This is a genomic window from Serratia sp. NGAS9, assembly GCF_009905295.1.
In the GTDB taxonomy this organism is placed as follows: domain Bacteria; phylum Pseudomonadota; class Gammaproteobacteria; order Enterobacterales; family Enterobacteriaceae; genus Serratia; species Serratia bockelmannii.
The window spans coordinates 3,111,118-3,129,791 of sequence record NZ_CP047605.1 but is presented as its reverse complement, the minus strand read 5'-3'; the positions used below and the strand labels follow the sequence as shown (position 1 = coordinate 3,129,791).

Sequence of the window (18,674 nt, the reverse complement as noted above, 5' to 3'; positions counted from 1 at the left end):
TTTGATTACGCCGCTCCCGTTCTCCGCGGTGGCGGATAGCGTCATATTCTTGCAAAGCAGAGGAAGCCGTATGTGGTTTGAGCAAATAAAAAGGGGTACCGGTGGGGATGATGAGCATATTTTATTTTGTTTCCCTTATGCCGCCGGAAATGCCGAGGTATTCGTGCCATTCTCTCACTACGTCAATAGCAATACGTCCGTGTACGCCATGCAACTGCCCGGCAATGGGCGCCGCTTTTCAGAGGCGTTGTGCAATGATGTCTACAAAATTTTGGATGAGGTTGAACGAGAAGCCACGAGCCTGATGTCGGGAAAACCGTACTCATTTCTTGGTCACAGCAATGGCGGATTATTCGCCTTTGAATTGGCGAGTCGTTTTATCGCTCAGGATAAACCGCCGGCGCGAATTTTTATCGCCGCAGAAGCACCGCCGCACATTACGGATTTTAAGCATGATCCGATGCATTCAGATGATGATGAAATGGCCGAAGTATTGCGTCGTTATGGCGGAACTCAACCTGATATTTTGGATGACGTTGATTTCAGAAGCTTATTTTTTCCTATTATACGCAACGAGCTGTCGATTAATTTTCATATGAAACGGGCGTTGAAGGAGAAGACAATCAATTATCCTTTGGTGTTGATTCACGGCAGCCGCGACAGCACTGTTTCCAAGACGGACATGGCGGCTTGGGCGCGCTATACAAGCGCGCATATCGGTCTGCACACCGTTTCGTCGGATCATTTCTTCATCAATCATCAGCCGAAAGAAGTGGCGGATATCGTGAATCAGCAGCTGGCGTAAAGCGCAGGTATGGCGGTTGGGGCACAACCGCCATTAACGCAATGGCGTCATCACACCACCGGCGCCACCGTCAGCAGCAGGTTGGCGAAGCGGCGCTGTTCGCCGGAGGCGATCACCAGCAACGTCCGATCCGATTTGACCGCGGCGTAAAACGCCTCGCGCGGCAGGTATTCGATCGGGCAATGTTCAGGCAGCAGCTGCCGGTATTCGGCTTCGATAGCGTTGGTGAAGTCCGGCGGGCAGGCCATCAGCGCCGCGCTTTCCACGTTGATGCAGGCCAGCAGTTTTTCCAGGATTGGCGGAGCGGCGAGCGTGCCGGGCGCCAGGTTCAGATAGACCACGGTGGCGTCTTTCGGCGCGTGGGTCACGCAGGCGTAGTTGCCGTCGGCGATCAGCACCTGGGTTTTATGCCCGCATTGCGCCAGCGCGGCGAGCAGCGGCGGGTGGGTGATGGCGGATTTAATCATAAGGCGATACCTGAATAGGGGGCGGCAGCCGTGCCGCCCGCAGCTGAATTACATGCGGTAGATGCCGCCGTTGATATCAAGAGTGGCGCCGGAGATGAAGCCGTCGTATTCCGCTGCCAGAAAGGCGATGGCGCGCGCCACGTCGTCCGGCGTGCCTGCGCGGCCCAGCGGGATGGCGCGAACGGTTTCCTCCGCCGATTCTTGGGTGGTGTGGCGATTATGGAAGCGGGTGCCGAGGATCAGGCCGGGCGCCACCGCGTTTACCCGGATGCCGTGCTCGCCCAGCTCCGCCGCCAGCGAGCGCGTCCAGGTGAGCACCGCGCCCTTGGTGGCGGAATAGACCAGCGAGCCGGAGTGGCCGCCGGCGCGGCCGGCCTGCGAGGCCAGGTTGACGATGCTGGCGCCGTTTGCCGCCGCCTTCAGGAACGGTAGCGCGCTCTGCGTCACGTTCAGCATGGTGGTCATGTTCACGTCGATCACGGTTTGCCAGAAGGCGCGGTCGATCTCGCCCAGCCATTTGCGCCCGACGATGCCGCCGACGTTATTGACCAGAATATCGATGCCGCCGAGAAACTCGGCGCCGGCCGCGACGCAGCGCAGCGTTTCGTCGGTATCGATGAGATCGGCGTAGCCGTAAGCGGCTTTTTGCCCCAGAGAATGGGCCAGCGCCACCAGCGCCTTGGGGCCGCTTTCGTCGCTGTGATAGTGAAAATAGATGTCGCAACCGGCCTTGATCAGCCGCTCCGCAGTGGCGCGGCCAATGCCCTGTTCCGCTCCGGTGATAAAGACCTTTTTGCCCGCAAGATCGCCCATGATTGACTCCTTATTGGTTCGTTAAGAATTGATGACGCCTTCACGCTGTTTGGCGCAGTAGAAAATGCAGATCAGCCCGGTGGCCAGCAGGCACGAGGCCAGGAAAAACAGCCCCGGCGCGCTGCTGCCGGTCAGATCGTTCAGCACGCCCACCGCATAGGGGGCGACAAAACCGCCGATATTGCCGATGCAGCTGACCACCGCCAGTCCGGCGGCCGCAGCCGCGCCGGTGGAGATATTGGCGGGCATGGATAAAAACGGCGGCACGGCGGTGTAGATACCGATGGCGGCGATGCACAGGAACGACAGCGCGACGAGCGGGTCGTATTTAAAAAACGTCACCGCCCCCATCAGGCCGATGGCGGCAACCACCATGCTGAGGCCGGCAAATACGCCGAGCTTTTTGGTTTTGCTGGCCCACAGGCTCCACGGATAGACCAGCAGCGCGGCCAGGCCGTAGGGAATGAGCGCCAGTAGGCTGACGCGGAAGATATCGCCGCCGGAGAGGGCGCTGATGATCGACGGCAGCCAGGTGCCGAAGCCATAAATGCCGCACACCATGCCGAAGTTGAGCAGCGCGTAGAGCAGGTATTTCTTGTTTTTAATCCCCTTCAGGAAGTCAGCCAGCGTGATTTTAGAGCCGGATTTGGAGCGGCCGGCGTTGCTCATCAGCCAGGCTTTTTCCTCCACGTTCAGATAGCCGACGTCTTTGGGGGAGTTCTTGATCAGGAACGGGATCAGCAGGCCGATGACGATCGGCGGTAGCCCTTCGAGGATAAACAGCAGCTGCCAGGGGGCGAACCCGAACCAGTCATGCTGAATATTGAGAATAAAGCCGGAAATCGGCGAGCCGACCGCGTTGGACAGCGGCTGGACGATGATAAACATGCCGAGAATTTTGGTGCGGTATTTCTCCGGAAAGAAAACCGTGAAGTAATACACCACCGAGGGAAAGAAACCGGCTTCGCACACGCCCAGCATAAAACGGCAAATATACAGCTCCAGCGGCGTGCGCACAAAACCGAGCAGGGTCGCGAAGATGCCCCAGGAAATTAATATTCTGGCGAACCAGATGCGCGGGCCAAATTTAATGGTGCCGGCGTTGCTGGGTATTTCAAACAGGAAATAGCCGATAAAGAAAATCCCGGAGGCGAAGCCGAAGGCCGAGGCGGTCAATCCCAGATTATCTTCCAGCGCTTTGGCGGCGTAGGCCATATTGTTGCGGTCGAGAAAGGCCAGGAAATACAATAAGATCATGAGGGGGACAATATGCAGCGTCAATTTCCTGATGGCGCTGCGTTCAATATCCGTTGGCATTGTTTTTTTCATCATGGTTTTTCCCATGTGGTTAATCGGAATAATAGCGGCCCAGCCCAAAGTCATGAGCGGCGTGCTGAATAACGACGTTGCGTGCATAAAAGCGTCGCGCCGTTTATTTATTGCGACGATTCTATTTTTTCTGCTTTTAGCTGCGACGATCCGGACGATGCCGGCTGCGCATCGTCTGGGAAAGTCGTTTTTACCGTATTAACCGGCGGCTTTGACCGAGCGCCGGCTGATGACCGACGGCGGGAAGAGAAACTCGCCGGGCGGTTGCAAATCATTGTTGATACGGCCGATCAGGCGTTCGACCATCAGCTGCGCCATCTCCGCCAGCGGTGGGCCAATCGACGTCAACCCCGGTTCGGCCAGGCCGGCCAGCGCGATATTATCGATGCCGATCACCGAGATGTCTGCGGGCACCTGGATGCCGGCGGCACGCAGGCCCACCATCAGCCCGATGCCCAGCGCATCGTTAATCGCCACGATGCCGTCCGGGCGCGGTGCCAACGCGAGAACGCGCGGCGCCAGCGTCAGCCCCAATTCGAACATTTCCGTGTCGCCGTAGGCGCTGTTGGCTTTGCCTTCCATCACCCGTTGGCGTTCGCTCAGGCTGTGCCCCAGCGCGCTCAGAAAACCGTCGATCTTGTGGCTGCGCCCGACGGTCAGCGTCGCTTCGGTGGCGAACACGATGTGTCGGCAGCCGCGCTCGAGCAGGTGCTGCGCGGCCAGGCGCCCGGCGGCGATATTGTCCATCGACACGCTGTCGAACAGTCGGGTATCGGTGGCCATCGGCTCGGCGAACGGGCTGTCGTAGCTGACAATCTTCATGCCTCGCTCGGCGGCCCGAACAAAATGAGTCTGGCGAATGTCGCTCGCCGCTACGATGATGCCGCGCACGCCGTGCAGGAACATATCGTCGATAAACGCGGCTTCTTCCTGTTCCTGGCGGTAGGCGTTGCCGAGCAAAACGCGGTAACGGTGAACCCGCGCCGCGCCGTCGACCGCATGCGCCAGCGCCGAAAAGCTCGGGTTGACGATCGACGGCAGCAGCAGGCCGATGATCTTCGCCTGCGGCGCGGGCACCGCCGCTCGGGCCGGCCGGTATCCCAGGGTTTCCATCGCCCGTTCGATGCGCTCACGGGTCTGCGCGCTCATCTGGTGGCTGCGATTGTTCAGCAGGTTCGACACGCTGCTGATGGACACGCCGGCCAACCGCGCCACATCACGAATATTTGCCATTTGCCGATACCTTGCTGCCTGCCGTTAGCCTGCAATCTATAAGGGAAGCCGGCCGCAGGCAAGCCGGAACCGGGGCGCTGCGCGCATGGGATTGCGCATTTGTGAGAATCGTCAGGCGGCAGCCGTGTTGTTTACTAAACAACACAGGGGGAGAGGGGCAATGTGTTAACGCAGATGAGTGAGATCTGCGAAGCACCTCTCGTTTATCGCCCTTCGGGGCGGCGGGTTCTGTACTATTGTTTTCTCTTTGCGGCACGTTCCAGGCCGATGGGGCGCTGGGCGCAACGGAGAGAACAGATGAACAAACGGGAATTAGAAAGCGCGATTGTCACCGATTTTTCCAAACGCATGAGCTATGGCGATTACCTGTGCCTGGACTCGCTGCTGGACTGCCAGCACCCACTCTCCAACCCGCCACATCATGACGAAATGCTGTTCGTGATACAGCACCAAACCTCCGAACTGTGGATGAAGCTGATGCTGCACGAGCTGCAGGCGGCGGTGCGGCTGGTGCAACAGGACAAACTCAGCCACTGTTTCAAAATCCTCGCGCGCGTCAAACAGATCCAGCGGCTGCTGTTCGAACAGTGGGCGGTGCTGGAAACGCTAACGCCGTCGGAGTACGTCGAGTTTCGCGACGTGCTGGGCAGCTCATCGGGCTTCCAGTCGCACCAATACCGGTCGATCGAGTTCCTGCTCGGCAACAAGAATGCGGCGATGCTGGCGGTGTTTAACAGCGATGCGGAAAAGCACGCCGCGCTGAAGGCGATCCTCGAAGCGCCGAGCCTGTACGACGAATACTTGCTGTACCTGGCACGCCACGGCCTGCCGATCCCGCAGGAGTGCCTCGAGCGTGACTGGACGCAGCCCTACCAGCGCAACCCGGATCTGCTGCCGGCGTTCAAAGTGATCTACGACAACCCGCAGACCTACTGGGAAGCCTATGAAATGGCGGAGAAGCTGGTGGATATCGAGGAGAGTTTCCATCTGTGGCGTTTCCGCCATATGAAAACGGTGGAGCGGATCATTGGCTTTAAGTCAGGTACCGGCGGTTCCAGCGGCGTCAGCTTCCTGAAAAAGGCGTTGGATCTGACCTTTTTCCCCGAGCTGCTGGACGTGCGCACCGAAATCGGCGCCTGAAATAACGTGGGAGGATAAGGGCGATGAGCGTGAGGATTATCGATAAAGCGGCGGAGAAGGTGGTGGGAGTGAGAGTCGTGGGGCCGTATCCGCAGACCATCCCGCAGGGCTCGCAGCAACTGCTGGCATGGCGGAAACGCCACGGCGTGCCGTTTGGCAAATGGCTGGTGCTGTATTGGGACGATCCGGCGGAAGTGGCGCTGGAAAAGCTGCGTGCCGACGTAGTGATAAGCGTGGCGGACGATTTCGCGCTGCCGGCGGGCAGCGAGGGCGTGACCGTGCAGACGCTGCCCGCCGGGCAGTATGCGGTCTACCACGTGCGCATCAGCGATGGCGATTTCGAGCGGGTGTGGGGCGAGTTCTATCAGAAGCTGCTGCCGGCCAGCGGCTACCAGCCGGTTGAGGGGGTGAGCTATGAGCACTATCTCAACGACTGCGAAGCCGACGGCTATTTCGACCTCGATATTTACCAGACGGTGAAGAAGTGGTGAGACGGCGCGGTAGCGTATCAAAAGGCTCTTTGGGAGCCTTTTGATGGGATATTTAAAGATTCATTTAAAAGAGGAACAGTCATAAGATAATTATTCCATGTCTATATCATAGAATGTATATTTAAGGTTTTTATAAACCTACTGTTTTCAGCAAGCGCCCCTAATAGAGCGCCAGTGAAAAATGAAACCCAGCAACTTTATCTTATATCTTGCTGGTTGTGATTCACCCGTCGCCGTGATTATTGTTATTCTGTTTTTGTGCATTTCCGACTCTACATTCTGAATGTAGATATCCAGATTTTCATTTTTATATGAAGGTATTGGGTCATATGGGTACTCTATGACTTTTATCCCGCTTATTTTTTCTGCGATCGCCTTCCTGATGTTTTCATCTATATCCCATATGGGTATCGCAGAGCTGTTATCATAAAGTACTTTTTCGTTAGAGTTAGGGATGGATACTTCTTTTTTAAATAAACGAAACTGCTCTTCGTTACCATCAAATAGTTGCCTGTTTGATGGGGTAATGACAATTTTCTCTTTGTTCATAATATTTAAATAGATCTAGTGAATAAATGATTCATGCCTTTATTGATTGTTAGTGTGCGAAGTGAAGATGTAGTTATTTGCGATATTCGAGGGGGAGTGAAAAATCACACACACTCTGCATTATGGAATGAGTGTGTGAATTTTTATATAATAATGTGGATGAGTTTCCTCTTTTTTAATAAATTATGTTATTCCTTTTGCAATATTTTCGCCATTCATCCTCAGTATGAAATGCACTGCGATAGTTGCATACTATTGTTCCCGTTAAATTATGTGGGTCATAAGCAGCGTCAATATGCCCCCATGAACCACTAACTGGAAGTTGTATATGAGTTTTTTCATAAAACCATGTTCGAAGATTTTTGGTAATAGCACCTTCTACTTTTTTTTGTATTCCCATCATGAGTTTTTCAGGCGCAAAACGCCAACTGCAAAGCACTGCATCTGTAATGAAGGCCCCGGAGAAGTCGGCAATTATATATATATCGCCGGATTTTTCTTTTTTTGTACTGATTATTGTTCTGTATGATGTAGTCCTACCATCTGACTTTTCTGGCCAACCCTCCCACAATCTGGAGCCTTTTATTAGCATTTCTCGGGTTGTCGCTGTACCTAGCGTTATTCCCGCGAGTTCTAGTGTTCCGTCATAAGTATCTAGTTGCATTTTACAATCCAATTTCAAAAGGCTTATCAATTGGCTCAAGAACAGTTTTATAGTTAGAAAGGAAAAATTGAGTTCCTCCGCCTTCGCCGAATCTCGTTGGGTCTTGAGATATCGCTTTACCTGTTCCTGCAATCGTTTCTCTTTTTACTCTATATGCTTGTATTTTAGATCTATAACCAAATTTTTCATGTGGAAGCACCTGCAAACTTTCCCATAGCTTGGCTCTACTGCCACCTGCAGCATCTAGCGTCGCCTTGTTGAAGTAAAAACCAGATTGCCCTGGAGCGCCGCCATAAACAATGTCACCTTCTTTCAACATGATATTTGACCAAGAGTCTCGTCCTTTGTAGATACCTCGACCTTGCCATTGTCGACCAAAAGCTGCCTGATTATGATCGTTGGCTTTGGTTGCTGCGCATCGTGGCTTCCATCCCCAAGGATCCACCCAACCCAGCGGATTCGGCGCGTATTGGTACAGGTTGATCCCGCCGGCCAAACCTATCGGATCGTGCTGGGTAAATCTGCCGATATCCGGATCGTAATAGCGGAACAAATTGTAGTGCAATCCCGTTTCCCGATCCAGGTATTGACCCTGCAGGCGCAGGTTTTGGAAATAATCCAGATCTTGCTGATTTTCCTCATACTTTATGCGGCCCCAGGCGCTGCTGTGACTCTGCCAGCGCAGCGTTCCGTCGCTATCGGTCAGGCTTTCCGGTTCGCCGTTCGGCGCCGTGTGGAAGTAAAATACTTGGGCCGGCGTGTGGCCGTCGATGCGCGCCAAAGGTTCATAGCTGCCCTGATCGGCATAGACATAGGTGAGGGGCATGCCGTCGCGAGTTTCCTGCAGCAGCCGGAAACCTTCCCACAAAAACGTGGTGGTTTGGCATTTGCCGGCCGGTTGGCGCAGATCCTGACTTTGCTGCCACACCCGCTTTTGCGTGCGCCGCCCGAGCGGATCATAGTGGAACTGCACATGCTGCTGGGCTTCGCTGCGATGTTGGCTGTAGCGCACCACCTCGCAGAGGCGATGATCGGCGTCGTAGAGATATTGCCAACGGTAGTGGCCTTTGCGTTTTTCCACCGTGCGGCCAAAGACATCGTATCGGTAATCAATTCCCTGATAATGCAGTACGCGGTTGTGCCGCTGGCGGAATTGCCCCTCATCCAGCAGGTTGGATGCCGGATCGTACCGGTAGCGCTCGGTATCCGGCAGCGTGCCGTCCCGGCTCAGCAATCGACCGGTGGCATCGTACTGATAACGCTGGTAGGAGAACGGGTTGGCGTTGTGTTCTTCGCGCGTCAGGTTGTTTTGATAGTCGTAGGACCACTGGCGCGAGCTGCTGGCCGGCGCCGGGCGCTGGCGGTTGTCATTGAAGATCTCCCGCCGGTCTTTGCGCCCCAGCCGATCATAATGCACTCGGCTGGTCAGGCGACCCTGCGTACGGCTCAGCTCGCGGTGCAGATTGTCACGCTCGAATTCGCTGAGGGTGATATCGTCCAGCGCCAGCTGCAGCAGGTGGCCGCTGCCGTAGTACAGCGCGCGCAGCGCGCGTCCGTCGGGCAAGGTGGTTTGCGTGCGGTTACCCATCGGATCGTAATCATAGCGCAGCGTACCGTTGGCACCTTGTTCACGGGTTACCCGCCCCAGCAAGTCATAGTCAAAACTGACCTCGCTCTGAGCCGTTGTCGGCTCGTCATGCCATGCGTTGCCGCGGTCACTGGCGGCATGCAGCAGTTGGCCGAGCGGACTGTAGCGGTAGCGGGTTTCTCCATCGGGCGTCTGTTTGCTCACCAGTTGGCCGGCGCCGTCATGGTTGAAATAGTGCGAGAAGGCGGCGGAGGTATTGGCGGCGAAGCGGCGCTCGACGACCCGGCGGCATTCGTCGTAACGATAGCGGGTGCTGACGCCGTCCAACCCGATTTCTTCCTGCAACAGATTGCAGGCCGTCCAATGGAACAGGTAACTTTCGGCATTCTCGTTGCGCAGCGCCGTTAATCTGCCGCGGGCGTCGTAGTGGCGCACCACCTCGCCATCGAGCGGATTGCGCGTGGCCAGCAGGCGGCCGGCTGCGTCATAGCGATAATGCGTCAGGCGCCCATCGGCCCCCTGATAGCGATCCAGCTGGCCCTGCGCGTTCCAGCTCAGCGTCTCTTGCCAGCCCTCGGCGCGCTGCAGCTGTGTCAGGCGGCCGGCGGCATCGTAGCGGTAATGGACGCGTTCGCCGGCGGCGTCGGTCACCTCGCTGAGCCAGCCTTGAGCCGTATATTTGTAGAGAGTTTGTTTGCCGGAGCAATCGCGGGCGCGCAATAATTGCCCGTGCTCATCATAAGCGAAATGGCTGATGCCGCCGTTGGCGTCGACGGCTTGCACCACCTGGCCATAGCCATCGCGCAGGTAGCGCTGGGTATGGCCGAGCGCATCGATCTCGGCAATCAAGGCATGGCGCTCGTCGTAGTAGAAATGCTGTGTGGCGCCGTTGGGCTCCTTGACGCTGATCGGCAGTGCGCGCTGCGGTAGCCAACCGGTGAGGCGGATATGGCCGAGCGGATCCTCTTCCTCGACCAGATTACCGGCTTCATCGTAGCGGAAATGCCAGCCGTGGCCGAGCGGATCGCGCGTGGCGATCAGCATGTCTTCGTCATTCCATTGGTAATGCCAGACCTCACCACGCTCGTCGGTATATTCGACGATCAGCCGTTGGGCGTTCCAGCGGTGCTGGTGCCGCAAGCCGTCATTCTCGGTGACCGTCGTTAACCCGGCGGCCAAATCGTAGTCGATTGTACAGCCGCCGCCGGCGCTGTCGCGGTGTTCCACCACGCGCCAGTCGTCGAACATCGCCCAGTGATACTCGAAGCTGGGCCCACCGGCCTGTTGGTGGCGGGTCAGCAGGTGTTGGGCGTTATAGTGAAATTCGCGTGTGACCAGGCCGCCGGCGTCGATCACCTGATGCAGATCGCCGCCGTCGTCATAACGGTAGCGCACGCGTGGTTCGTCGTTATGCCGCAAGGCGGTGACGCGATCGTCGAAGCGCGGATCGCCGTATTCCAGCCGCAATGTCATGGTGCCGGCGCTGTCGACGATGTGGCTCAGGCGCTGTCGTTCGTCGTAGTTCAGCAGCAGCGCATTATCGTACTCATCGCTCAACGACACCAGCCTCAGGCGGGAAGGGGTCTGCGGCAGCGGCACGAACAGCCGCCAGACGCTGCCGTCGGTGTCGGCGATCAGCAGCTGTCCCTCTTCACCGCGGCGGAACATCAGCCCTTCACCGGCGCTGAAGCTCGGCTGGTTCACCTCAGGCAGCGGGAAGCGTAGCTCACGACCGGTTTCATCATGCAGGCAACACTCAATGACGCCGTCCCGGTCGTTAAGATCGACCCAAATTTCAAAAGGCGTGCGCCAGCCGTGGCCAAACAGTCCCTGATAGCCATTGCGGCTGTTGTAATTGCGCTGCCAGATCAGCGGAAAGCGCGCCGGCAGCAACAGGTCCAGATCTTCTTCGTCGTTCAATACCTTGGCGCCGGTGGCGGCATGCACCGGGTTAAAGGCGGCGTGGATCGCTTCGCCGAGGGCGTTAACGCCCGCCGCCGCCAGACCGCCGCCGATCATGCAAGGCAGGTTCTTAACCAGCTTGGCCGGATTACCGAGCAGCAGCGGCAGCACGGTCAGCGCCAAACCGATACCCGGCAGCTTGCCGCTCTTGATGTCGCGTACCACCACCGTGCCGCCGCCGATCTGCACATTTTTGGAGACGTCGGTCGAGACTTTCGCCTCGCAGGTTGAACGGTCATTGCTGCGTACGGCCGGTTGGCCGTTGATAAATACTTTACTGGAGCCTTCCGCCAGGTATTGCGGAAGCGGGTGTTTGTCGCAGCTGATTTTATCTTCTTCCAGCGGTTGGCTGGGCTGGCTGGGGCCGGCGACGCCGGGCTGCCATAGCTGCGAGAGGATATTACCGCCGGCGGCCAGCAGCTCGGCGCCATAATCCCAGAAGCTTTGCGGCGGCTGTGGCGCCGGTAACGCTTTGATCTCTGCGGGCGTGAGTAAACGACCTGCGGCGCGTGCCGCCGGTTTGGCGTTGGTGAAGACGTTGGGGGAGCCCGTGAGAATGACGCCGGAGACGGAAGGCGGGAAGAGCCAGTTGGCCACGGCGTCGCAGCCGTTGCTGATATGTTCTCCGACGCCGGTCAGGCTGGTGGCAAAACCGACGATCAGCCCGGCGCCGACGCAGCCGGAGGCCGCCGTCGCCGCTGCGCCGAGCACCGCCACCCCTGCCAATGCCGGCGCTGCGGCGGCGGCTGCTGCGGACACGGCGGCGGTCGCCACCGCATACACCGCGACTTCGGCGACGGCGCTGGCGATGTCCGCCAACGCGCTGGTGTGGATCAGTTCATCATCCTTTCTTGCTGCCCAGATCTCAGCCATGGCTATTGTTCACTGTGTTCGGTCAAGACCAGCGACGCTTTCACCTGCTGCCAGTGAGCGTCATCCTCGGGGGTGAAGGGGCGCATGGCGGCATAGGTGACGATCAGTAACGTCTGGCTCTCGTCCGGCTGCACCGCCAACTGATGCTGATGATGGTGGTGTCCGGCGCGGATAAAGCGACTGGTGACTTCAATCGCCTTGAGATGGCCCTGCGGCCCGGCGCTGATGCGCCGGCGCGGCGACTGTTGCAAATCGCTGATCTGTGGCAGCAGTGCTTGCCACTGCTTCTCGAATTCGTCCTCCAGCGTGGCACCTTGCGGAATGATGCCGCGGGTGATGACCAGCGAGGCGCCGGTTTGCGGGTTTTTGAGAATATTGACCGTGCAGTCCTGCCAGGCGATGGCGGGGAGGGTGAAATGGCCTTCCTGGAAAAGGTAATCCATGGATGTCCTTGCAAGTAATCAGGGGAAAGGACGCGGCGCAGGGCCGCGTCGGCATCAGGATTTCGGGAACAGCTGATCGACGGCGCTCTGGATTGCCGCCTGATGGCCACCGCCCGGTGCGGCGGTGCGCGCGGCGCCGCCAGGCTGGTTGAGATCCAGCTGGCCGCCGGTATTGATCTCTCCGTCCTCTTTCACCGTGATATTGAAGCTGGTGCCGGTGATGTTGATTTGGCCGTTCGCCAGCAGTTCGATCACGCTTTCGCCGCACTCGAGCCGCAGCGATTCGCCGGAGCCGAGGGTAAAGGCGTTAACCACGGCGTCGCTGCGCGTTTTGCCGGTCAGCGCGGAGGATTCGCCTTTGACGCCGGTTGCCTGATTGAGCACCACCCGTTTGATCTGGTTACCGCCCACCAGATGCGTGTGGTCGTTAGCGATGGTGTGGCTTTCATCGTTTTTCACCTGGGTGTCCATGTTGCGCTCCGCCTGGATCCACACCTGTTCGGCGCCGGCCTTGTCTTCGAAACGCAGGGCGTTGGCGTTGTCGGCGGTGCCGTCCTTGGTGCGGCTCATAAAGCCCATCTGGGTGGCGGCGGCCGGCAGCGCCCACGGCGGCATGCTGGCTTCGTTATAGACGCGCCCGGTGACGATCGGCCGATCCGGATCGCCGTTGATAAAGTCCACCACCACTTCGTCGTTCACGCGCGGGATCTGCACGCCGCCGTAGCCTTGGCCGGCCCAGGCGCTGGAGACGCGCACCCAGCAGGAGCTGCCGTCGTCTTTCGGCCCGAAGCGGTCCCAGTGGAACTTCACCTTGATGCGGCCGTATTTGTCGGTCCAAATCGATTCGCCGGCCGGGCCGACCACCCGGGCGGTCTGCGGCCCGTGGGTTTTCGGCCAGGTAGCCTGCTGCGGCGGGTGCCAGGGCACGTCCGCCGGTAGCACGATGAAGTCGATACGGTGTTCGCTGCTCTGATCGTCGCCGCTGGCATAGCGGTTCTCTTTCAGATGGTAGTTGGCCTGCAGCGTCAGGTACTCGCGGTTGTCGTCGGCGTGCGGGGCGTTATACAGCGTAAAGGTGCTGCCGGGAGCAATGCCCAGCGCGGTGGCGGTACCGCGGATCTGCTGATGTTCGGCCTGCCAGGCCTCCTGGCGCACGCGGGCGTAGAACTCCCCCTGCTGATGCTCGGTGTAGCGGCCCGGCCAGTCGTAAACGTCGATCTGCCCCGGCGTCGGCGAGACCGGGTTTTGCCGTGCCTGGAACAGCCAGGCGTTCGGCTTGCGGAAATCGTAGTCGTCCAGGCTGTAGATACCCGGCGTGACGCGATCGGACAACGTCCACTGGCTGATGCCTTCCTCGCTGGTGCTGCCGCCGGACGGCGTCAGGTGGTAGGGGATCATCTCATAGCCGGGATAGGGCTGGTGGTGGTGGGGGGCGTCCCCGAGCACCAGCGTGTGTTTGCCCATCTCGTGTTTGAAATAGTAATAGATGCCCTCCAGCTCCATCAGGCGGCTGATGAAGTTGAAACTGCTTTCGTTGTACTGCACGCAGTAGCCCCACAGGCGATAGTCGCCGGTCAGCTGATCTTCCAACTGCACGTTGTGCTCCGCCAGCAGGGTCTTGACGATCTGCGGCACCGTCTGTTCCTGGAAGATGCGGAAGTTGCGGTCCTTGGTCATCGGCCAGAGATCCGGCTGCACGTGCAGGTTATACACCGCGTAGCGCGTGCCGCCGATCTCTTCGCTGCTGACGGCGATGGCGGTGATCTTGCCGTTCAGGTAGCGCGGGGCGCTGAGGAAGCCCTGGGTTGGGATCTCCAGCGTCAGCGGTTGGCCGAGCAGCGCTTTGCGATCGAGCCGCGCGTCGGTGCTCAGCAATTCAATAGAGAAGTCAAAAGGGGTGGAAAGCGCTTCGATACCGTCCAGTGAGCGGAACAACAGTTGCTCCTGGCCCAGCGGCGTGTGCGCAATAATGCGGTCCAACATGAGAACGTCCTCTGTGATTGACGTCATGCCCTGCATACTCCGGCGTTGCAGCGGCCTTGCCGCGCGGCCAATGAGGATGGGCAGTGGTGCGTCAGTCTCATGAAATAGGGAAACCCCGCCGAGGCGGAGTTTCAGAACGGGATTAACCGGCGGTGGCCGGATTGACCAGCCAGGTGCCGGCGGTGTCGATGCTGAGTTGCTGCCGGCGGAGTCGATCGTCGTGGCGGATTTCCAGCTGATAGCGGCCCGGCGCCAGGTTCAGGCTGGCGAAGCCGTTTGCGCCCGGCGTCACCTGCTGCGGCTTGCCGTCGAGGCTGACCTGTTCGCCCGGTTGCAGTTTGAAGTACACCAACGCCACCGGCTGCGGTGGCGGTGCCACCTTTTCAGGTTCCGCGGCTGCAGGCTGCGCGGTTTGCGGCGCGCTCGGCTGCTCCGTCAGGGTTTTCTGCGCCGGCGACGCCTCAGTGTTTTGGGTCACGGCCTGGGTATCGTCCTCGCCGCCGCTCAGCCAGGCGACGGCACCGATCACCAGCAGCGCCGCGACGCCGGCGCCGGCCATCATCGGGCGCGAGAATTGGGTGCTGCGCGCGGTAACGGCGCCGGCGGCGGCTGCAGCGGCAGCCGGGTTGGCGGCGACCAGCAGGTTCTCCGGCGCAGCCGCAGGGGTGCTGATGATTTCGTTCTCATCGGCGATTGGCAGATGCAGCAGCTCGGCCATTTCATCGATGGTCTGCGGGCGGTCTTCCGGCTTCAGCGCCAGCGCGCGATCGACGGTGCGCAGCAGCTCCGGCGAGTAGCCGGCGGGGCGGCGCTCGGCCAGCGGCTGGTAGCTGTCTTCGATGCTGCGCACCACGCTGACCGGCGGCGGCGAACCGACGATCAGCGTGTGCAGCACGGCGCCCAGCGCGTAGATATCGGTCCAGGGCCCCTGTTCGCCGTCGCTGTTCTCGGTGTACTGCTCGATCGGCGCGAAGCCCGGTTTGAGCATGATCTCCGTTTCGTCTGACAGGTTGCCGATCTCTTTACGTGCCGATCCGAAGTCCAGCAGCACCGGCAGCTGGCTTTCCTGGATCTGGATATTATCCAGCGAAATGTCGCGGTGCAGATAGCCTTCCTGGTGGATAGTGTTGATGGCGCTGAACAGCGGCGGCAGCAGCCGCCGGATCCACGCCTCGTCGATTTTCTCCGGTTGCTGCGCCTGCAGGTTCTTCAGCGTGGTGCCGCTGTAAAACTGGGTGCCCATGTAGGCGGTGCCGTTCTCTTCCCAGAAGCGCAACACGTGCAGCAGGCCGGGGTGCGAGAAGCGCGCCAGCAGACGCGCCTCCTGAATAAAGCTGTTCAGCCCGGCCTGGAAGGTTTTGCTGAAGCGTTCACCGCGCAGCCCGATGCTGAGATCGTCGTTGCGTTTCGCCAGCGAGGTTGGCATGTACTCCTTGATGGCGATGGTGCGTTCCAGTTGGTGATCGTAGGCGCGGTAGACGATGCCGAAGCCGCCTTCGCCGATCGCTTCCTGGATCTCGAATTCATTGAATCGATAGCCGCTCGGCAGGCTGTTCGAATTCGGTTTGGTTATCCCGGTTCCCGACATAGTGATGACTCTCTGTGTTCAAAGGGCCGCCGTCTCGGCGGCCGCGGCGTTATGCCTGAAATTGACAAATGAATTCGTGGTTCTGCAGCGCGATATGCAGCTGGCGATAGCGCTGGTCGTTGGCGCTGCCGGTCAGCAGGGTGTGGCTGATCTGTGGCAGCAGGGTGTTGGTCAGGATGGCGTCGACCATGCGGCCGCCGGACTCCACCTCGGTGCAGCGGCTGACGATCTGCTCGATGACCGCGTCGTCGAAGGTGCAGACGATGTCGTGATTCTCCGCCAGGCGACGCTGGATGCGGCCCAGCTGCAGGCGCACGATGTTGCCCAGCGTGGCGTCGGTCAGCGGGTAATACGGCACCACCAGCAGGCGGCCGAGCAAGGCGGCCGGGAACACCGACAGCAGCGGTTGGCGCAGCGCGCCGCTCAGCGCTTCCGGCTCCGGCAGCAGCTCCGGATCGCTGCACAGCCCGGCGATCAGATCGGTGCCGACGTTGGAGGTCAGGATGATAATGGTGTTGCGGAAATCGATATGGCGGCCTTCGCCGTCCTCCATCCAGCCCTTGTCGAACACCTGGAAGAAGATCTCATGCACGTCCGGGTGCGCCTTCTCGATTTCGTCCAACAGCACCACGCTGTAAGGGCGGCGGCGCACCGCCTCGGTCAGCACGCCGCCTTCGCCGTAGCCGACATAGCCGGGGGGCGCGCCTTTGAGCGTCGAAACGGTGTGCGACTCCTGGAATTCGCTCATGTTGATGGTGATGACGTTCTGCTCGCCGCCGTACAGGGTTTCCGCCAGCGCCAGCGCGGTTTCGGTCTTGCCGACGCCGGACGGCCCGGCCAGCAGGAACACCCCGACCGGCTTGTTCGGATCGTCCAGCCGCGCCCGCGAAGTGCGCACCCGGCGGGCGATCAGATCCAGCGCATGGCGTTGGCCGATCACACGCTGGTTCAGGGTGTCGGAGAGCTGCAGCACCGCCTCAATCTCGTTTTTCACCATGCGGCCCAGCGGGATGCCGGTCCAGTCGGCCACTACCGCCGCCACGATGTTGGCGTCGACGGCGGCGAAGATCAGCGGCGCTTCGCCCTGCAGCGCGCTCAGCTGCTGCTGAAGTTCGCCCAGCTGGGCGCGCAGCGCGTCGGCGTCAGGGGCCGCCTCTGTTTCTTCGCCGGTAGGCTCCGCTTCCTGCTGGTGCAACTGGGCGCGTAGCGTGATGATCTCTTGGATCAGCGCCAGCTCCTGCTGCCAGCGGTCGGTCAGCTGTTCCAGCGCCTGGCGCAGCGCGGTCAGCTGGGTTTCAATTTCCTGCGGGCGCAGGGGATCGCCAATGCCGACTTTGGCCTCGCGGCGGGCGATATCCAACTCTATCTGCAGCGCATCGATGCGGTGGCGGCAGTCTTCGACCTGGGCAGGCTCGGCGTGTTGGCTGACCGCCACGCGCGCGCAGGCGGTATCCAACAGCGCCACCGCTTTGTCCGGCAGCTGGCGGGCAGGAATATAGCGATGCGACAGCCGCACCGCGGCGTCCACCGCTTCATCCAGCAGCAGCACGCGGTGGTGTTGTTCCAGCGGACTGACGGTGCTGCGCAGCATCAGCAGCGCCTTGTCTTCGCTTGGCTCGTGCACCTGCACCACCTGGAAACGGCGGGTGAGCGCCGGGTCTTTCTCGATGTATTTCTTGTATTCCGACCAGGTGGTGGCGCCGACAGTGCGCAGTTGGCCACGCGCCAGCGCCGGTTTCAGCAGGTTGGCGGCGTCGCCGGTGCCCTGGGTGCCGCCGGCGCCGATCAGGGTGTGAATTTCGTCGATAAACAGGATGATCGGCGTCGGGCTGGACTGCACTTCGTCGATCACCGCCTGCAGCCGTTTTTCAAACTCGCCTTTGACGCCGGCGCCGGCCTGCAGCATGCCGATGTCCAACAGGCAAAGTTTCACGTCGCGCAGCTGCGGCGGTACGTCGCCGGCCACGATGCGCAGCGCCAGGCCTTCCACCACCGCGGTTTTGCCGACGCCGGCCTCGCCGGTCAGCAGCGGGTTGTTCTGGCGGCGGCGCATCAGGATATCGATGATTTGCCGGATTTCCTCATCGCGGCCGGCCACCGGGTCGATCTCGCCGTTGCGCGCTCTGGCGGTCAGATCCTGGGCATACTGCGCCAGCACGCTTTCACCGCTGCGCGGCGCGCCGGATACGTTCTCGGCGCCGCTTTCCGCCGGCGCATCCTGGGCGTTTTCCGCCGAGTGAGCGGTGATGGCGGCGAACTGATCCATCAACAGATCGGCGTTGATGCGCTCGAACTGCGGGGAAATGGCCTTCAGCAGATGGCGCAGGCTGTAGGTTTTCAGGATACCGAGCAGCAGGTGGCCGCCGCGGATGCGCGCCGCGCCGAATTTCAATGAGCCATAGACCCAGGCGCGTTCTACCGCGCTGTCGATGTGCTCGGACAGATCGGAAATGGCGCTGGCGCCGCGCGGCAGGCGATCGAGCGCCTCGACGATGTCGCGCGCCAATTGCGCCTCGTCCAGCGCGAAGTGGCGAACGATTTGCTGCAGATCGCCGTCCGGCGATTGCATCAGCTGATGCAGCCAGTGCGCCAGTTCGACGTAGGGGTTACCGCGCAGCTTGCAAAACGCCGTCGCACTTTCCAGAGAGGTGAATAACAGGCTATCCAGTTTGCCAAATAATACCGAGCGGCTGATTTCAGACATGGTTTTCCTCAGGTCTCAGAGTGGCCTGGCGCCGCAGGGCGC

Annotated in this window: 14 protein-coding genes; 3 read left to right on the top strand and 11 right to left on the bottom strand. The window is 59.8% G+C overall.

Translation table 11 applies throughout. The features are described 5' to 3' along the window. Positions 1 to 70: 70 nt before the first annotated feature. The gene (locus GUC32_RS14995) at positions 71 to 805 is read left to right on the top strand and encodes a thioesterase II family protein (protein WP_075201387.1); all 735 of its coding nucleotides are present in this window, start codon (positions 71 to 73) and stop codon (positions 803 to 805) included. A 50-nt stretch (positions 806 to 855) separates the two neighbouring features. Here the strand turns inward: GUC32_RS14995 and GUC32_RS14990 are convergent, their stop codons facing one another. The 4 genes from GUC32_RS14990 to GUC32_RS14975 all read right to left on the bottom strand — a co-directional run bounded on the left by GUC32_RS14990 (position 856) and on the right by GUC32_RS14975 (position 4,647). Next, positions 856 to 1,272 carry an RbsD/FucU domain-containing protein gene (locus GUC32_RS14990; RefSeq protein ID WP_149570422.1) on the bottom strand — a complete coding sequence of 139 codons (417 nt, stop codon included), beginning with the start codon at positions 1,270 to 1,272 and terminating at the stop codon, positions 856 to 858. Between the two features lie 48 nt (positions 1,273 to 1,320). Continuing rightward, positions 1,321 to 2,085, bottom strand: coding sequence for an SDR family NAD(P)-dependent oxidoreductase (locus GUC32_RS14985; RefSeq protein ID WP_043138736.1), 765 nt, complete (start codon positions 2,083 to 2,085; stop codon positions 1,321 to 1,323). Between the two features lie 21 nt (positions 2,086 to 2,106). Then, positions 2,107 to 3,342 (bottom strand): MFS transporter, encoded by a 1,236-nt coding sequence (locus GUC32_RS14980; protein WP_016927236.1) that lies wholly within the window; start codon positions 3,340 to 3,342, stop codon positions 2,107 to 2,109. A 270-nt stretch (positions 3,343 to 3,612) separates the two neighbouring features. Beyond that, complete coding sequence (locus GUC32_RS14975) at positions 3,613 to 4,647, bottom strand: LacI family DNA-binding transcriptional regulator (RefSeq protein ID WP_281041349.1); 1,035 nt, start codon at positions 4,645 to 4,647, stop codon at positions 3,613 to 3,615. 297 nt (positions 4,648 to 4,944) lie between these two features. On the opposite strand from GUC32_RS14975, the gene kynA reads away from it, so the two are divergent. Both kynA and sbmC read left to right on the top strand, forming a co-directional pair. After that, the gene (gene kynA / locus GUC32_RS14970; RefSeq protein WP_089196004.1) at positions 4,945 to 5,787 is read left to right on the top strand and encodes a tryptophan 2,3-dioxygenase; all 843 of its coding nucleotides are present in this window, start codon (positions 4,945 to 4,947) and stop codon (positions 5,785 to 5,787) included. Between the two features lie 23 nt (positions 5,788 to 5,810). Then, positions 5,811 to 6,278, top strand: a complete 468-nt coding sequence (gene sbmC / locus GUC32_RS14965) for a DNA gyrase inhibitor SbmC (RefSeq protein WP_369435303.1) — start codon at positions 5,811 to 5,813, stop codon at positions 6,276 to 6,278. A 147-nt stretch (positions 6,279 to 6,425) separates the two neighbouring features. On the opposite strand, the gene GUC32_RS14960 is transcribed toward sbmC, so the two are convergent. The 7 genes from GUC32_RS14960 to tssH all read right to left on the bottom strand — a co-directional run bounded on the left by GUC32_RS14960 (position 6,426) and on the right by tssH (position 18,632). Beyond that, positions 6,426 to 6,827, bottom strand: coding sequence for a hypothetical protein (locus GUC32_RS14960; protein ID WP_089196002.1), 402 nt, complete (start codon positions 6,825 to 6,827; stop codon positions 6,426 to 6,428). 175 nt (positions 6,828 to 7,002) lie between these two features. Next, positions 7,003 to 7,491, bottom strand: coding sequence for a hypothetical protein (locus GUC32_RS14955; RefSeq protein WP_369435302.1), 489 nt, complete (start codon positions 7,489 to 7,491; stop codon positions 7,003 to 7,005). A 1-nt stretch (position 7,492) separates the two neighbouring features. Continuing rightward, on the bottom strand, positions 7,493 to 11,914 hold the full coding sequence (locus GUC32_RS14950; RefSeq protein ID WP_369435301.1) for an RHS repeat-associated core domain-containing protein: 4,422 nt from the start codon (positions 11,912 to 11,914) through the stop codon (positions 7,493 to 7,495). A 2-nt stretch (positions 11,915 to 11,916) separates the two neighbouring features. Continuing rightward, positions 11,917 to 12,357: a DcrB-related protein gene (locus GUC32_RS14945; RefSeq protein WP_025303306.1), complete on the bottom strand. Its 441-nt coding sequence runs from the start codon at positions 12,355 to 12,357 to the stop codon at positions 11,917 to 11,919. A 54-nt stretch (positions 12,358 to 12,411) separates the two neighbouring features. Next, positions 12,412 to 14,340: a type VI secretion system Vgr family protein gene (locus tag GUC32_RS14940; RefSeq protein ID WP_025303305.1), complete on the bottom strand. Its 1,929-nt coding sequence runs from the start codon at positions 14,338 to 14,340 to the stop codon at positions 12,412 to 12,414. A gap of 142 nt (positions 14,341 to 14,482) precedes the next feature. Continuing rightward, positions 14,483 to 15,928 (bottom strand): serine/threonine-protein kinase, encoded by a 1,446-nt coding sequence (locus tag GUC32_RS14935; protein ID WP_089196000.1) that lies wholly within the window; start codon positions 15,926 to 15,928, stop codon positions 14,483 to 14,485. 49 nt (positions 15,929 to 15,977) lie between these two features. After that, positions 15,978 to 18,632, bottom strand: a complete 2,655-nt coding sequence (tssH, locus tag GUC32_RS14930; protein WP_043138717.1) for a type VI secretion system ATPase TssH — start codon at positions 18,630 to 18,632, stop codon at positions 15,978 to 15,980. Positions 18,633 to 18,674 lie beyond the last annotated feature (42 nt).

Bases quoted from the DNA above. Each gene is read 5' to 3' on its own strand.
- GUC32_RS14980 (WP_016927236.1), bottom strand. From the start codon at position 3,342: ATGATCTTATTGTATTTCCTGGCCTTTCTCGACCGCAACAATATGGCC.
- GUC32_RS14995 (WP_075201387.1), top strand. From the start codon at position 71: ATGTGGTTTGAGCAAATAAAAAGGGGTACCGGTGGGGATGATGAGCAT.
- GUC32_RS14945 (WP_025303306.1), bottom strand. From the start codon at position 12,357: ATGGATTACCTTTTCCAGGAAGGCCATTTCACCCTCCCCGCCATCGCC.
- GUC32_RS14955 (WP_369435302.1), bottom strand. From the start codon at position 7,491: ATGCAACTAGATACTTATGACGGAACACTAGAACTCGCGGGAATAACG.
- GUC32_RS14950 (WP_369435301.1), bottom strand. From the start codon at position 11,914: ATGGCTGAGATCTGGGCAGCAAGAAAGGATGATGAACTGATCCACACC.
- kynA (WP_089196004.1), top strand. From the start codon at position 4,945: ATGAACAAACGGGAATTAGAAAGCGCGATTGTCACCGATTTTTCCAAA.
- GUC32_RS14960 (WP_089196002.1), bottom strand. From the start codon at position 6,827: ATGAACAAAGAGAAAATTGTCATTACCCCATCAAACAGGCAACTATTT.
- GUC32_RS14940 (WP_025303305.1), bottom strand. From the start codon at position 14,340: ATGTTGGACCGCATTATTGCGCACACGCCGCTGGGCCAGGAGCAACTG.
- GUC32_RS14935 (WP_089196000.1), bottom strand. From the start codon at position 15,928: ATGTCGGGAACCGGGATAACCAAACCGAATTCGAACAGCCTGCCGAGC.
- sbmC (WP_369435303.1), top strand. From the start codon at position 5,811: ATGAGCGTGAGGATTATCGATAAAGCGGCGGAGAAGGTGGTGGGAGTG.
- GUC32_RS14985 (WP_043138736.1), bottom strand. From the start codon at position 2,085: ATGGGCGATCTTGCGGGCAAAAAGGTCTTTATCACCGGAGCGGAACAG.
- GUC32_RS14990 (WP_149570422.1), bottom strand. From the start codon at position 1,272: ATGATTAAATCCGCCATCACCCACCCGCCGCTGCTCGCCGCGCTGGCG.
- GUC32_RS14975 (WP_281041349.1), bottom strand. From the start codon at position 4,647: ATGGCAAATATTCGTGATGTGGCGCGGTTGGCCGGCGTGTCCATCAGC.
- tssH (WP_043138717.1), bottom strand. From the start codon at position 18,632: ATGTCTGAAATCAGCCGCTCGGTATTATTTGGCAAACTGGATAGCCTG.